We start from the raw sequence: 15,622 nt of genomic DNA, 5'->3' as shown, positions 1-15,622 counted from the left end.
ACTTAAAAAGTATTATGAATTTCTAGTTAGCACCTATTAAGACTTCAAAATTAAAAAATATTTTTAAAACAAGTCAATCAACAAGTGCCCACACAGATTGTCTGATATATTGTTAAAGAGCAAAAAAGAACGACGCACTGGTTTTTCTAAAGCTTCACAACAGCGCGTCGTTGTGTGGGGCGTATTATAGGTATTTCAGATGCCTTTGCAAGATCTTTTTGTAAAAAAATGTAAATTTTTTTGCTATTTGCTTACAAACGCACCAACGTGACGAGAAAAAATCATTTTAAAACGGTAATGCCATCAAATCCCCAGAGAGCCAACGCTTGTTCTAATTGGTGTTTATTCTCTACATCTTGCGTACAGAAAACCTGATTTTTCACTTCTGATTTTGACTGCACTTCTAATTTATCAAGTAAGAACTGTAATCGCTTGGCAATAGCGAATCCTGGATCCATAAAATTCTTCACTTGAGGTAAACAAATTTGAATTTCATCTTTTATTAAAGGGAAATGCGTACAGCCTAAACAAATCGTATCTAAATTCTCTATTGAAGCCCAGAGACTTAATTCATTTTTCAATGCAATCAAATCAACCGATTTCCCTTGGATTTTATGCTCTGCGATTTCAACCAATTTAGTTGAGCCTAATCGTTCAACTATACAATGGGCAGCAAACTGATGGATAAGATCATTAACATAAGGGCGTTTAACCGTGCCCTTTGTTGCCAACAGTCCAATATGTTTCGTTTGTGAGATTTCTGCTGCAGGCTTAATGGCTGGCACGGTGCCTACAATCGGAATAGAAAATTGTTCACGTAAAGGCGGTAATACAACCGTACTCGCGGTATTACAAGCAATCACAATCGCATCTAGTGGATAATCCTGATTAATTTTTTTACAAATATCCAATGTTCGCTGAATGATTGTTTCTTCTGATTTTTCTGAATAAGGGAAACCTGCATTATCAAAGCAATACAGATAATGGTTATCGGGCATCAGCTTTTTCGCTTCCCGATAAACACTCAAGCCCCCCATTCCTGAATCAAAGAAAAGTACCGTTGATTTATTCATTTATAAAACTCTTTCAAAAATAACCGCTCTTTAGGCATTCGAATAAATTTCTCGATTATTTAGCCAACGACGGATTAAACTTTCTGCCACATCCGGATATTTTACAATTAATGCCTTAGCATAATGTTGAACTGTTGGGAGCATTTTACGATCACGCATTAAATTCGCCACTTTAAATTCGACAATTCCTGTCTGTTTAGTGCCCAATACTTCACCAGGGCCACGAATTTCTAAATCTTTCTCTGAAATCACAAAGCCATCTTGGCTATCACGCAATACCTGTAAACGTTTTTGCGACACTTTACCCAACGGCGGTTTATACATTAAGACACAAAAAGACGCCGTACAGCCACGCCCTACTCGTCCACGTAACTGATGGAGTTGTGATAAGCCCAAACGCTCTGCATTTTCAATGATCATTAGACTGGCATTCGGCACATCCACGCCCACTTCGATCACGGTTGTAGCCACAAGCAAATCGAGTTCTGCATTTTTAAAGGCAGCCATAATATCTTGTTTTTCTTGCGGTTTCATTCGCCCGTGTACAAGGCCAATTTTAAGCATCGGCAAGGCTTTCGTTAAATCTTCCCAAATGGCCTCGGCTGCTTGTGCTTCTAGCACTTCAGACTCATCAATTAATGTACAAACCCAATAAGCCTGACGTTTTTCATTAATACAGGCATTTTTGACTCGAGCAACGATTTCATCTCTACGCTCTTCTGAAATAACTACTGTCGTAATCGGTGTTCTACCTGGAGGTAATTCATCAATAATCGACGTATCGAGATCGGCATAAACTGTCATCGCTAATGTTCTTGGGATTGGCGTTGCTGTCATAATCAGTTGGTGTGGATAAAATCCTGCTTTTTCACCTTTTTCTCGTAACATTAACCGTTGATGTACACCAAAACGATGCTGTTCATCAATAATCACCAAGGCTAAATCCGCAAATTCCACTTCTTCTTGGAATAAAGCATGCGTGCCCACCACCATTTGTACCGCACCGGACTTAATTTTGTCCAATTCAGCTTGACGAGCTTTCCCTTTCACCTTACCCGCTAACCAGCCTACTTCAATACCAAAAGGTTCTAACCAACGGCGGAAATTATTGGCATGCTGTTCCGCTAAAATCTCTGTTGGCGCCATTAAAGCCACTTGTTTGCCATTATCAATCGCTAATAAGGCCGCTAAGGCTGCCACTAATGTTTTCCCCGAACCTACATCCCCTTGAACAAGGCGCATCATTGGATAATCTTTCGCTAAATCCTGTTCAATATCTGCCACGACTCTATTTTGAGCATTCGTTGGTTGAAAAGGCAAAGATGCAAGAAAACGTTGCTTCAAATCGGTTTGATAATGCAATGGCAACGCTAAAAACTGCTGCGTACCCAACCGCACTTTTTGCATCGCAAGATTATGTGCAAGAAGCTCTTCAAAGATAAGTCGTTGCTGTGCGGGATGTTGTCCTTTCTCCAAAATATCTAATGAGATATCTGGCGGCGGACGATGCAAAAATCGAATAGCATCCTTTAAGCTAAAAGGATGTGGATTAAATTCATTAGGTAAAATTTCCGTTAATTGGATTTTATCGAGTAAAGCCAATGCTTGATCGGTTAGCTTACGTAATGAATTTTGTTTTAAACCTTCCGTTGTGGAATAAATAGGCGTGAGCGTTTCCTCTAAAACCAATGGCGCATTATCCCGTATGATTTGATATTCAGGATGATGAATTTCTGCCATAAAACGCCCGCGTTTAATTTCACCAAACGCTTTGACGCGCGTACCAATCTGAAAACTGTTTTTCATCCCCGCATTAAAATTGAAAAAACGGAGCATAATCTTGCTCGTTCCATCAGAAAGACTTACGGTTAAAATAGGACGGCGCCCAAAGGCGACTTCACAGGTTTGGACAACCCCTTCAATGGTGGCATATTGTTCAGGACGAAGATCAGCAATGGGTGTTATTCTCGTGCGGTCTTCATAACGGATGGGTAAATGAAAAAGCAAGTCTTGGAGATTATGAATTCCAAGACGGCTTAATTTATCGGAGATTGCCGCGCCTACACCGGATAAAGTGGTTAGAGGAACGGCATCGAGAAGTTGCGTGCTCATTATGCTTCATTAATATTGCGCTTCAAACGAATCACACTGGTAATTTGTTTGATTTTTCGCATAATGTTTTCTAAATGATAGATATCTCTCGCGCCAACTTGGATAATAACTAATAGCAGATTATTCTCTAATTCTTCAGTCCAAATACTTTGAATATTACTTTCACAAGTCGCGACCGCTGTCATGAGGCTACCTAATACATTTTGTTCATTAAGCATTTCAATGTGTAATTCGGCATCAAAATTGACCGCACTTTCAGCCTCTTCCCATTTTGCCGCGGTGAAATCTTTGGCATTACCTGACGTTAAATTAGAACAAGCTTGATGATGTACAACCACGCCTTTCTTCGCCGTACTTAATGCCACGATTGGATCACCCGGAATTGGATGACAACATTGAGCGAAAGACGCTTTCATTTCACCATCTCGGCTTAACGTTAGCGTACTTTGTGTGTTTTCAGATACACCATCCACATCAATTTCAATGGCCTCATCCATTAATTGATGAGCAATGACACTCGACATTTGGTTACCTACGCCGATTTCCTCAAAAAGCTCATTGAGGTTTGAGAGATTCAATTCATTTAGTAGCGCTTGGATTTTCTCTTCAGAAACCTCAGAGAGATAATGTGGTTTCAAGGCCATTTCTAGCTGTTTTTTACCTGTTTGAACAGCATCATCTGCACGCAATAATTTTAAGAAATGACGAATACGGGTTCTTGCGCGAGCCGTCACTACAAAGTTTAACCAGCTAACGCTTGGATGAGTATTTTCACTGGTCACAATCTCAACAGTTTGACCAGATTCTAAAGCTTGTGATAACGGATAAGGTTTATGCTCTACTACTGCTGCAACACAATGATTTCCCACATCAGAATGCACTGCATAAGCAAAATCGACAGCTGTTGCGCCCATTGGTAATTCAACGATACGACCTTTCGGCGTAAATACATAGATTTCTTTTGGGAAAAACTCAGATTTTACGTTCTCAATAAACTCAAAGGAGTTACCCACATTTTGTTGAATATCCACTAAGCTTTGTAACCAACGTTGTGCGCGTACTTGAGCGGTGGTGCTATCGTTTTTACCACTTTCTTTATACACCCAATGAGCGGTAACTCCCATTTCAGCAACCTGTTCCATTTCTTCAGTCTGAAGATGAACTTCTACGGGCACTCCATGAGGACCTATTATCGAGGTTTGTAGTGCTTGGTAGCCATTTGCACGTGGCACGGCAATATAATCTTTCACTTTACCAGGACGAGGCTTATACAAGCTATGCATTTGCCCCAACCCGCGATAGCAATCATCCACCGAATTCACAATAACACGGAAAGCATAAATATCCATAATAGAATGGAATTTCTGATCTTTCGTGCGCATTTTTTGGTAAATTTTATAGAGATGTTTTTCACGTCCCCAAATACGATTTGTAATGCCTACATTATCAAGACGTTGTGAAATATCATTAGAAATACGTTGAATCAATTCTTGACGAGAGCCACGCGCTTGTTCGACGAGCTTTTTAAGTACTTCATAACGGCGAGGATGCATTGCTTCAAAAGATAAATCTTCTAATTCATTCTTAATATGCTCGATACCTAAACGGTGGGCTAATGGACAGTAAATCTCTAGGGTTTCTTTTGCGATACGACGACGTTTATCCGGACGCAATGAACCCAATGTTCGCATATTATGGGTACGGTCAGCCAGTTTGATTAAGACGACGCGAATATCTCGAGTCATCGCTAAAATCATTTTGCGGAAGTTTTCAACCTGTGCTTCTTGGCGAGTACGGAATTTCAATTTATCTAGTTTAGATACACCATCAACAATTTCAGCTACGCTAGCACCAAATTCATCTTTTAATTGGGATTCGGTATAAGGGGTATCTTCGATAACATCATGCAACAACGCAGCCATGATTGCTTCATGGTCTAAATGCATTTCCGCAATAATTGAAGCTACTGCAACAGGGTGAGTAATGTAAGGTTCGCCGCTTGAGCGAAATTGTCCTTCGTGAGCATCTCGCGCAATGACGAATGCACGTTTGATTAATTCAATTTTATCGGCGGGCAAATACCCCTGAATAATTCGATCTAAATCTGCAAACAATTCCAAAGGACACCTGACTTTTTGTAGAGAGAAAGACTAGGCGATCAAAATACTTTAATTTTGACCGCACTTTAATGAGATTATTCTGCGATTAACGCTACTGCCACTTCTTCGTTACGTTGAGAAGCTGCCGCATCTAAATACTCTTTTGCATCCATGATTTCTTGGTTGATTAACCCTTTTTCGATTTCACGTAATGCGATTACAGTTGGTTTATCGTTATCTTCCGGCACTAACGGCTCACTTTGATGTAACTCTAATTGTCTCGCACGACGAGCGGCGGTTAAAATTAAATCAAAACGGTTACCAATTTTTTCTACTGCATCTTGCACAGTCACTCGAGCCATGTTTTACTCCGATGTTAAAAATAATGTCTATAAAGGGAAAATATTGTACTCAATTCAAGCTTATTTTGCTAGTAGCTGTTGAATTAAGTCTGCATTTTCTGTTTGTTGATAAGCTTTGGTCAAGCGTTCTGCCTGCAAAATACTTTGCAAATCTGCCAATGCCTGTTCAAAATTATCATTCACAATAACGTAATCATATTCATCATAATGCGAAATTTCGCTGATTGCTTTTGACATTCGCTCAGCAATGACCTCTTTGCTATCCTGTCCGCGTCCAACCAAGCGACGCTCCAATTCTGGCAATGATGGAGGCAAAATAAAAATGCTTTTTACAGAAGGTACTTTTTGACGAATTTGCTGCGCACCTTGCCAGTCAATATCTAAAAACACATCAATGCCTTTTGCTAAGTTTTCTTCAATTGCTGGCAATGAAGTGCCGTAATAATTACCGCCAAACACTTTTGCATATTCTAAGAAGTGGCCTTTTTCAATTAAGGTTTCAAATTCTTCTACTGAAACAAAATAATAATGCACACCATGACTTTCACCTGGTCGAGGTGAACGTGTTGTGTGTGAAATAGATACCATTTTTTTCGTGCCTTGATTCTTCTCTAATAACGCCGAAATTAATGATGATTTGCCCGCCCCACTCGGTGCAGAAAGAATATATAAATTACCTTGAGACATAATTGAAACCTCTTCTTGTTGTTTGTTTTTATTATACAAAAAGAAAATGAAAAGTGCGGTCAAATTTTCATTTGTTTTACCAAATTATTAAAAAGTGATCGAGATCACAAAAAAGTGGTATATACCCTTTTTTTTATCAAAATGCCCATGCTATAATCCACGAGAACTCGTTAGAGCAACGATTTTGTTTAACTTAAAAAAATAGAAGGTGAAAATCTTATGGCTATTAAAATTGGTATCAACGGTTTCGGCCGTATCGGTCGTATCGTATTCCGTGCAGCACAACATCGCGATGACATCGAAGTTGTAGGTATCAACGACTTAATCGACGTTGAATACATGGCTTACATGTTAAAATACGATTCAACTCACGGTCGTTTTGACGGTACTGTTGAAGTTAAAGACGGTAACTTAGTAGTAAACGGTAAAACTATCCGTGTTACTTCTGAACGTGATCCTGCAAACCTTAACTGGGGTGCGATCGGCGTTGATGTTGCAGTTGAAGCAACAGGTTTATTCTTAACTGATGAAACAGCACGCAAACACATCACTGCTGGTGCGAAAAAAGTCGTATTAACAGGTCCTTCTAAAGATAGCACACCAATGTTCGTACGTGGTGTAAACTTCGGTGCATACGCTGGTCAAGACATCGTGTCTAACGCTTCTTGTACTACAAACTGTTTAGCACCTTTAGCGCGTGTTGTTCACGAAACTTTCGGTATCAAAGATGGTTTAATGACTACTGTTCACGCAACCACAGCAACTCAAAAAACTGTTGATGGTCCATCAGCTAAAGACTGGCGCGGTGGTCGTGGTGCATCACAAAACATCATCCCTTCATCTACCGGTGCTGCGAAAGCTGTGGGTAAAGTATTACCAGCATTAAACGGTAAATTAACTGGTATGGCGTTCCGTGTTCCTACTCCAAACGTTTCTGTAGTTGACTTAACTGTAAACTTAGAAAAACCAGCAACTTACGAACAAATCAAACAAGCAATCAAAGATGCAGCTGAAGGTAAAACTTTCAACGGCGAATTAAAAGGCGTTTTAGGCTACACTGAAGATGCAGTAGTTTCTACAGACTTCAACGGCTGTACTTTAACTTCTGTATTTGATGCTGATGCAGGTATTGCATTAACTGACTCTTTCGTTAAATTAGTATCTTGGTACGATAACGAAACTGGTTACTCAAACAAAGTATTAGACTTAGTTGCACACGTATACAACTACAAAGGCTAATCAAAATAGCTAAAAAATTAACCGCTCTTTTTAGAGCGGTTTTTTATTTCTAATCAATTTAAATTTTCTCAATACTTTATATATTCTTTATTGCTCATTTCAATATAAAAATAGAAAAATAATATGTCTATTATTTATTCTATATTCACAAAATAATAACATTTTACTAGATTTTAAATTTATTTCGTTTATATTAGCGTACAGTTGTTCGCTCAAATAAGGCTTATATGAATTTAGAACGTCATTTCGTCAATCGAATTCGCCAGCAGGCAAAAACTCGTCAAAATGCAACCGCACTTCGCCATAAAATTAATGGCTTGTGGAAAGATATTTCATGGAACTCATTCCAACAACAGCTTGATCAGCTTTCATTAGCTTTTCTTGCTTGCAATATTCAAGTACAAGATAAAATTGCAATTTTTGCGCACAATATGTCACGTTGGACAATCGCCGATATTGCGGCACTTCAAGTCCGAGCTATCACCGTTCCAATTTATGCAACCAATACGGCACAACAGGCAGAATTTATTTTAAATCATGCCGATGTCAAAATTCTGTTTGTTGGCGATCAAGAACAATATGATCAAGCGTTAGAAATTGCGCATCAGTGTCCACAATTACAAAAAATCGTAGCCATGAAAGAACAAATTCAACTGAGTGAAAACACTCTTTCTTGCCATTGGGAAGATTTAATTCAATTAAGTACAGCCGAATTTCAGACTGAATTTGAAACTCGCTTGGCAAATAAAACGATGGATGATTTATTCACGATCATCTACACCTCTGGCACAACAGGTGAACCGAAAGGCGTAATGCTCGATTACAATAACTTGGCTCATCAACTTGAAGCCCATGATATTGCATTAGATGTTAATCAAGATGAGGTTTCACTTTCTTTTTTACCATTTAGCCATATTTTTGAGCGAGCTTGGGTTGCCTATGTGTTACATCGTGGAGCAATCCTTTGTTATCTCGAAGATACCAATCAAGTACGTGAAACATTAACAGAAGTGCGCCCAACCTTTATGTGTGCAGTACCGCGTTTCTATGAAAAAATTTATTCTGCCGTGCTTGATAAAGTACAAAAAGCCCCTTTTATTCGTCAGATGATTTTCCACTGGGCGATTGCAGTGGGGCAAAAACGTTTTGATCTTCTCTCTCAAAATAAAAAAATCCCGTTCTTCTTGCAAAAACGCTATGCGCTTGCTGATAAACTGGTACTGTCTAAACTGCGTTCATTGTTAGGCGGACGTATTAAAATGATGCCTTGCGGTGGTGCAAAATTAGAACCAACCATTGGGCTTTTCTTCCATAGTATTGGGATTAATATCAAACTTGGTTACGGCATGACTGAAACCACAGCTACCGTTTCTTGTTGGGATGACCATCATTTTAATCCAAATTCTATTGGTAAATTAATGCCAAATGCCGAAGTTAAAATTGGGGGAAATAACGAGATTCTGGTTCGTGGTGGCATGGTGATGAAAGGCTACTATAAAAAACCTGAAGAAACGGCCCAAGCCTTCACTGAAGATGGCTTCTTAAAAACGGGAGATGCCGGTGAATTTGATGCTGAAGGTAATTTATTTATTACCGACCGCATTAAAGAATTGATGAAAACGTCTAACGGTAAATACATTGCGCCGCAATATATCGAAGGTAAAATTGGTAAAGATAAATTTATCGAACAAATTGCAATTATTGCTGATGCAAAAAAATATGTTTCAGCGTTGATCGTGCCTTGTTTTGATAGCGTAGAAGAATATGCGAAAAAACTGAATATTAAGTATCAAGATCGCATGGAATTACTCAAACACTCTGAAATTATCAAGATGTTTGAACAACGTATCGAAAGTCTTCAAAAAGAATTGGCGCACTTCGAGCAAGTGAAGAAATTTACGCTACTCTCTCAAGCATTTAGCGTCAAACTCGGTGAAATCACGCCTACGCTAAAATTACGCCGAAAAGTGATTATGGAACGCTATCGTCATATTATTGACTCGATGTACTCCAACAACAAAGAAAACAAGGAAAATAAAGAATAAAAAAAGTGCGGTGAATTTCACCGCACTTTTATTTTAACGAAAATGATTTATTCGACTTCTACTAATACACCAGCTTGACGAGGTTTCAATACCCCAACCTCACTAAGCTCAATACCGGCTTTTTTCGCAATCTCTAAGATTTCCGCCTCACTTTCTGGTTTAACCGCAATCAACAAGCCACCAGAAGTTTGAGGATCGCAAAGCACCGCCTTTTGATAATCCGTAAGAGGACCGATTTTATGACCATAGCTTTCAAAGTTACGGTTGGTTCCACCTGGTACACAACCTTCAGCAATATAATCAGCTACGCCATCTAATAATTTGATTTTATCAAAATGCACAACTGCATTAAAGTTTGAGCCTTCACAGATTTCAGCTAAGTGTCCTAATAAACCAAAACCAGTGACATCCGTCATGGCGGTTACACCAGCAACTTCCGCAAATTGGCTACCAATCAGGTTCATTTGACACATTGCCGCCGTTGCTAAGCCTTGATGTTCTGGTTTTAATTTGCCTTTTTTCTCTGCAGTAGTCAGCACACCGATACCTAATGGTTTGGTTAAATAAAGCTTACACCCCGCTTCTGCTGAGGCATTACGTTTTACACGATCCGTTGCAATAACGCCTGTTACTGCTAAACCAAAAATAGGTTCTGGCGCATCAATCGAGTGTCCTCCTGCAAGGGAAATCCCCGCTTGATGACAAGCAAAACGGCCACCATCAACAATTTTCTGTGCCACTTCTGCCGGCAATTTATTAATCGGGAAACCTAAAATGGCAATTGCCATAATCGGCTTACCACCCATTGCAAAAATATCACTAATGGCATTGGTTGCAGCAATACGACCAAAATCAAAAGGATCGTCCACAATCGGCATGAAGAAATCCGTGGTACTGATAATTGCAGTACCATTACCAAGATCATAAACCGCTGCGTCATCCGCTGTTTCATTTCCCACTAATAAATTGGGGTCAGCAAATTTTTCGAGTTTAGTCTGTAAAATTGTCCCTAACACCTTAGGCGAAATTTTACAGCCTCAACCTGCGCCGTGGCTGTATTGTGTTAAACGAATCTCATCCGTCATATTCAATCCTTTGTAAAAATAACGTACTAATTAAACAAAAGAGCGGTCAGAAAAAGCCGTATTTAGGAGGCTAACTTCTCCACTTTTGCTTGCTTGATCATGTTATCGCTGACTTCTAAAATAGTAATTCTTAAGCCATTGATTTCACAAACCGTTCCTTCATCAGGAATATCTTCAAGATGCTCGAGAATCAAACCATTAAAGGTGCGTGCATCTTCTGTATCTAATTCCCAACCAAACATTTTATTCAAATCACGAAGATTTGCCGAACCTTCAATAATCATCGAACCATCAGATTGCTGAACGACTTCTTGTTCAATAGTCGGCGCAGTAGTGGTTGTAAAATCACCCACAATTTCTTCTAAAATATCTTCAAGCGTGACTAGTCCTTTAATGTCACCATATTCGTCCACCACTAAACCAATACGTTCTTTTTTCGTACGGAAATTCGCTAATTGTGTTTTCAGTGGCGTCCCTTCTGGAATAAAGTACACTTCATCGACGGCACGTAATAAGGTTTCTTTAGTAAATTCATTTTTTTCTAATAACAAACGAAACGCTTCACGCACACGCAAAATCCCTAATACTTGCTCATCAAGGCTGCCTTTATACAACACAATTCGGTTATGTGGTGCATGATTAAGCTGTCGCATAATGGCTTTCCAATCGTCATCAATATCAATCCCTGCTATTTCATTACGTGGCACCATGATATCGTCGACGGTCACCGTTTCCATATCTAAAATAGAGAGCAACATTTGTGGATGCTGTTCATCGGGTGTGGCCTCTCCCGCTTCCGATACGATACTACGGAGTTCTTCACGACTAATCACTTGCTTTTGCATATCAGGTTTTAAACCCACCATTCGCATTAATGTCTTCGTGAAAAGATTCATTAACCAAACTAACGGATAAAATATTTTTAATAGCAAGACCAAGATATGACTTGAAAATAATCCCACCTTTTCAGGGTGCATTGCCGCGACGGTTTTAGGGAAAATTTCAGAAAAAACAAGCATCACAAAGGTTAATAAACCTGTTGCAATAGCCACACCCGCATCGCCATATAAACGCATACCAATCATGGTTGCAATAGCTGAAGCACTGATGTTAACAAGGTTATTAAAGATCAGAATAAAACTTAACAAGGTATCTGGCTTCTCAAGCAGTTTTTCTGCTTTTTGCGCGCCTTTATTACCTTGTTCCGCCATAAAACGAAGGCGATATTTATTGAGAGAGAGTAATCCGGTTTCTGAGCCGGAAAAATAGGCTGATAAAACTAAACAAATAATGAGTGTAATAAATAAAGTACTAAGGGGGATACTGTCCAAGGGTAAATCCTTTTGTTCGTTAATCAACAAAAAGTGCGGTTATTTTCACCGCACTTTTTACCTGTTCTTTGATTTCGATTAAATCAAACGGCTACCGAAATAGCCAATCGTGAGCAGAATGATACCTGAAATTGCGTAAATAATCATCCTTTTTCCACGCCAGCCTAGTCGCCAATGACCAAAACAAGCAATACCAAAACTAATCCAAGCAAGGAAAGAGAAAATCGCTTTGTGCATATTTTCTAGGGTCACCGCTTGTAATACATGGTAAGTACCAGAAATTAAAGTCAGCGTCAGTAATACTTCTCCCATCGCAAATAAACAGAAGAAATGACGTTCTACCGCCATTAATGGTGGAATTGCTGGCGAAAATTGAATTTTACGTTTTTTCAAATTGCGATCTAACCAGACCAACTGAATCACATAAAGCGTTGCAATAAAACAAACTGCATAGGTAAACAGCGACAAACCGATATGGAACAGCATCAATGTATTTTGATTAAGCATCTGAATGATATGGCTTGATAAGAATGTCGCAAAGATCAAGCTAATGATCGAAAACGCATACACGATAGGTAAAACAAACCACATCGTAGAAACCAGAAACATTGAAAGCGTCGCTAAGGCAGCAATAATTACGCTCATTAAGGAAGCGATTTCCATTAGCGTAAAACTCTGCCCAGAGGCCAAATCCTCTAACAAAGGGAAAGTGCTGACTGCATGCAGAATAATTGCGGCAAGTGCGGTCAGAAAAAATGGAATTTTGCTTTGACTCAACTTCCCTTCTGATGAGTTCATCAAAAACGGAGCGATCAGCAATAGACTAAGAATGTAAAAAATAATCGAAAAAAGGGCAAACCACATAATGCGTTCTCTTTACTAGGAATTATTCTTATTTTAACGGATCTTTTCTCTAGATCGCCATAATTTTATTTGAAATGATGAAAAACGCCCAAATTTCGGTATAATCACGGCAATTTTTTAAGAAAAAACAGGATTTAAAATGTTTGAGAATTTATCGGATCGCCTTTCCAAAACGCTACGCAACATTAGCGGTAAAGGTCGCTTAACTGAAGATAATATTAAAGAAACCCTACGCGAAGTGCGTATGGCATTGTTAGAAGCTGACGTTGCGTTGCCTGTCGTACGTGAATTTATCGCCAAAGTAAAAGAAAGCGCATTAGGCGAAGAAGTCAATAAAAGCTTAACACCAGGCCAAGAGTTCTTAAAAATCGTTCAACGTGAACTCGAAAAAGCAATGGGTGAAGCCAATGAGAGCTTAAACCTAGCAACACAGCCACCCGCAGTCATTTTAATGGCTGGTTTACAAGGTGCGGGTAAAACCACCAGCGTGGGTAAATTAGCAAAATTCTTACGCGAACGTCATAAAAAGAAAGTACTTGTAGTCTCTGCCGACGTATATCGTCCTGCGGCAATCAAACAGCTTGAGACCTTAGCACAATCTGTTGGCGTGGATTTCTTCCCATCTGATGTCAAACAAAAACCGGTAGAGATTGCAAAAGCGGCACTTGCTGACGCTAAACTCAAATTTTACGATGTATTAATCGTGGATACCGCGGGTCGCTTACACGTTGATAGCGAGATGATGGATGAAATCAAGCAAGTTCATGCAACATTAAATCCAATTGAGACGCTTTTCACGGTTGATGCGATGACTGGTCAAGATGCGGCAAATACTGCAAAAGCCTTCAATGAAGCTTTGCCACTTACCGGGGTTATCTTAACCAAAGTGGATGGTGATGCCCGTGGCGGTGCGGCTTTATCTATCCGTCAAATCACAGGCAAACCGATTAAATTCCTTGGTGTGGGTGAAAAAACAGAAGCCCTCGAGCCATTCCATCCTGATCGCGTAGCATCCCGTATTTTAGGTATGGGTGATGTGCTTTCCCTTATCGAAGATCTTGAACGTTCTGTGGATCGCGAAAAAGCGGAAAAAATGGCACAGAAATTCAAGAAAGGTGATGATTTCACCCTAGATGATTTCCGTGAACAGCTCCGCGAGATGAAAAAAATGGGCGGCATGATGTCAATGCTTGAAAAATTACCGGGTGCGAAAAACTTACCGGATCATGTAAAAAATCAAGTAGATGATAAAATGTTTATCAAAATGGAAGCCATCATTAATTCCATGACCTTAAAAGAACGTGCAAATCCAGATATTATCAAAGGATCTCGCCGTCGTCGTATTGCATTAGGTTCTGGCACACAAGTTCAAGATGTGAATAAGCTGCTGAAACAATTTGACGAAATGCAACGTATGATGAAGAAAATGCGCAAAGGCGGAATGGCGAAGATGATGCGCGGTATGCAAGGCTTAATGGGTGGAGGCGGCTTAGGTGGCCTTGGTGGTTTAGGCGGTATGTTTAAACGTTAGTTTGTTTATACAAGATCAACCTATAAAATCAAATAGATCAATTAATAATATTCTGAGTTCTGTATATTACAGAACTCAATTATTTTTACTCAAAATTAATTTATTTTTGATAGAAAGTGCGGTCAAAAAATTAAATGTTTTTTGCTATACTTTCCTACAAAATATTCATAATTACTCATTTCAATGAAACAAAAACGCCCTACTTTACAAGATATTGCCGACCATCTTGGGATGACTAAAATGACGGTAAGCCGTTATTTACGCAATCCTGATTCTGTTGCCAAAGATACCCAACAACGTATCGCTGCAGCCATTGAGCAGTTTGGTTATATCCCTAATCGTGCACCAGAAATTTTGTCTAATGCAAAAAGTAAAGCTATTGGCGTGTTACTCCCTTCTTTAACTAATCATGTATTTGCTGATGTATTAAAAGGCATTGAGCAAGTTGCCGATATTGCGGGTTATCAGACGATGCTTGCGCACTACGGATATAGTGTCAAAAAAGAAGAAGAACGTATTGAAAGTTTACTTTCTTACAATGTGGATGGATTAATTTTATCGGAAAACTACCACTCTTTACGTACGCTTAAAATGATTGAAATCGCCAATATTCCAGTCATTGAAATCATGGATAGCTCACAAGCAGGTATTCAACAAGTCATTGGTTTTGATAATGTTGTTGCAGCACAAGCTATGGTCGAAACCATGATTCAGCGTGGTTATAAAAATATCGTCTATTTCACGGCAAGAATGGATAAGCGAACCCAATTAAAAATGCAAGGTTATGAACAAGCCATGAAAAAATATGGGTTAGAACCTTATAGTTTGATTACTGAAGCCGCTTCTTCTTTCACATTGGGTGGAAAGCAGCTACGTAAAATTTTAGAAGAACGTCCTGAAACAAACGGGATCTTTTGTACAAATGATGACTTAGCGATTGGTGCATTATTTGAATGCCAGCGATTAGGTATTGCTGTGCCTCAACAGATTGCAATTGCAGGGTTCCATGGACATGACGTAGGCTTTTCGGTCACACCTCAGCTCGCAACTGTTATGACCCCTCGTTTAGAAATTGGCAAGCTTGCCGCACAAGAATTGTTAGCGAGACTGAATAAAGAGCCACTAAAAGAAAAAATAATTGATCTAGGATTTAAAATCCATTTAGGTGAAAGCATATAAGCTGTGCGATCAAAA

12 protein-coding genes are annotated in these 15,622 nt (G+C 39.3%); 4 read left to right on the top strand and 8 right to left on the bottom strand.

The window, feature by feature from the left end:
- Window positions 1–281 precede the first annotated feature (281 nt).
- The 5 genes from murI to gmk form a co-directional block, all read right to left on the bottom strand.
- A complete protein-coding gene (gene murI / locus DPV97_RS06690; RefSeq protein ID WP_070712729.1) occupies window positions 282–1,073 on the bottom strand; it encodes a glutamate racemase in 792 nt (263 codons plus the stop codon).
- Between the two features lie 30 nt (window positions 1,074–1,103).
- The gene (recG, locus tag DPV97_RS06685) at window positions 1,104–3,185 is read right to left on the bottom strand and encodes an ATP-dependent DNA helicase RecG (RefSeq protein WP_070712731.1); all 2,082 of its coding nucleotides are present in this window, start codon (window positions 3,183–3,185) and stop codon (window positions 1,104–1,106) included.
- Complete coding sequence (spoT, locus tag DPV97_RS06680) at window positions 3,185–5,305, bottom strand: bifunctional GTP diphosphokinase/guanosine-3',5'-bis pyrophosphate 3'-pyrophosphohydrolase (protein ID WP_070712733.1); 2,121 nt, start codon at window positions 5,303–5,305, stop codon at window positions 3,185–3,187. The genes recG and spoT overlap by 1 nt, the downstream gene beginning before the upstream one ends.
- Before the next feature lie 74 nt (window positions 5,306–5,379).
- Window positions 5,380–5,646, bottom strand: coding sequence for a DNA-directed RNA polymerase subunit omega (gene rpoZ, locus DPV97_RS06675; RefSeq protein WP_005698386.1), 267 nt, complete (start codon window positions 5,644–5,646; stop codon window positions 5,380–5,382).
- 60 nt (window positions 5,647–5,706) lie between these two features.
- Window positions 5,707–6,333, bottom strand: coding sequence for a guanylate kinase (gene gmk, locus DPV97_RS06670; protein ID WP_054419615.1), 627 nt, complete (start codon window positions 6,331–6,333; stop codon window positions 5,707–5,709).
- Window positions 6,334–6,552: 219 nt separating this feature from the next.
- Between gmk and gap the strand changes: the two genes are divergently transcribed.
- Window positions 6,553–7,572, top strand: a complete 1,020-nt coding sequence (gene gap, locus DPV97_RS06665; RefSeq protein WP_049369358.1) for a type I glyceraldehyde-3-phosphate dehydrogenase — start codon at window positions 6,553–6,555, stop codon at window positions 7,570–7,572.
- Window positions 7,573–7,799: 227 nt separating this feature from the next.
- A complete protein-coding gene (locus DPV97_RS06660; protein ID WP_049369364.1) occupies window positions 7,800–9,617 on the top strand; it encodes an AMP-dependent synthetase/ligase in 1,818 nt (605 codons plus the stop codon).
- A 47-nt stretch (window positions 9,618–9,664) separates the two neighbouring features.
- On the opposite strand, the gene selD is transcribed toward DPV97_RS06660, so the two are convergent.
- From selD to DPV97_RS06645, 3 genes are all read right to left on the bottom strand, one after another.
- Window positions 9,665–10,702, bottom strand: a complete 1,038-nt coding sequence (gene selD, locus DPV97_RS06655; protein ID WP_083313266.1) for a selenide, water dikinase SelD — start codon at window positions 10,700–10,702, stop codon at window positions 9,665–9,667.
- Window positions 10,703–10,764: 62 nt separating this feature from the next.
- Entirely contained in the window at window positions 10,765–12,033 is a 1,269-nt protein-coding gene (locus tag DPV97_RS06650) for an HlyC/CorC family transporter (protein WP_049383316.1), read from the bottom strand.
- Between the two features lie 78 nt (window positions 12,034–12,111).
- On the bottom strand, window positions 12,112–12,897 hold the full coding sequence (locus DPV97_RS06645; RefSeq protein ID WP_070712736.1) for a cytochrome C assembly family protein: 786 nt from the start codon (window positions 12,895–12,897) through the stop codon (window positions 12,112–12,114).
- Between the two features lie 139 nt (window positions 12,898–13,036).
- Between DPV97_RS06645 and ffh the strand changes: the two genes are divergently transcribed.
- Window positions 13,037–14,428: a signal recognition particle protein gene (ffh, locus tag DPV97_RS06640; RefSeq protein WP_005698426.1), complete on the top strand. Its 1,392-nt coding sequence runs from the start codon at window positions 13,037–13,039 to the stop codon at window positions 14,426–14,428.
- 183 nt (window positions 14,429–14,611) lie between these two features.
- Window positions 14,612–15,607: a gluconate operon transcriptional repressor GntR gene (gntR, locus tag DPV97_RS06635; protein WP_049385002.1), complete on the top strand. Its 996-nt coding sequence runs from the start codon at window positions 14,612–14,614 to the stop codon at window positions 15,605–15,607.
- Window positions 15,608–15,622: the final 15 nt, after the last annotated feature.

Origin of the sequence: Haemophilus parainfluenzae, from assembly GCF_003253005.1 — a bacterium.
Lineage (GTDB): Bacteria > Pseudomonadota > Gammaproteobacteria > Enterobacterales > Pasteurellaceae > Haemophilus_D > Haemophilus_D parainfluenzae_M.
The sequence above is the reverse complement of the archived record's forward strand: the minus strand, read 5'-3'. Positions and strand labels throughout refer to the sequence as shown.

Coding starts and splice junctions, on each gene's coding strand:
- murI (WP_070712729.1), bottom strand. CDS start 1,073: ATGAATAAATCAACGGTACTTTTCTTTGATTCAGGAATGGGGGGCTTG.
- recG (WP_070712731.1), bottom strand. CDS start 3,185: ATGAGCACGCAACTTCTCGATGCCGTTCCTCTAACCACTTTATCCGGT.
- rpoZ (WP_005698386.1), bottom strand. CDS start 5,646: ATGGCTCGAGTGACTGTGCAAGATGCAGTAGAAAAAATTGGTAACCGT.
- gmk (WP_054419615.1), bottom strand. CDS start 6,333: ATGTCTCAAGGTAATTTATATATTCTTTCTGCACCGAGTGGGGCGGGC.
- gap (WP_049369358.1), top strand. CDS start 6,553: ATGGCTATTAAAATTGGTATCAACGGTTTCGGCCGTATCGGTCGTATC.
- DPV97_RS06660 (WP_049369364.1), top strand. CDS start 7,800: ATGAATTTAGAACGTCATTTCGTCAATCGAATTCGCCAGCAGGCAAAA.
- DPV97_RS06645 (WP_070712736.1), bottom strand. CDS start 12,897: ATGTGGTTTGCCCTTTTTTCGATTATTTTTTACATTCTTAGTCTATTG.
- ffh (WP_005698426.1), top strand. CDS start 13,037: ATGTTTGAGAATTTATCGGATCGCCTTTCCAAAACGCTACGCAACATT.
- gntR (WP_049385002.1), top strand. CDS start 14,612: ATGAAACAAAAACGCCCTACTTTACAAGATATTGCCGACCATCTTGGG.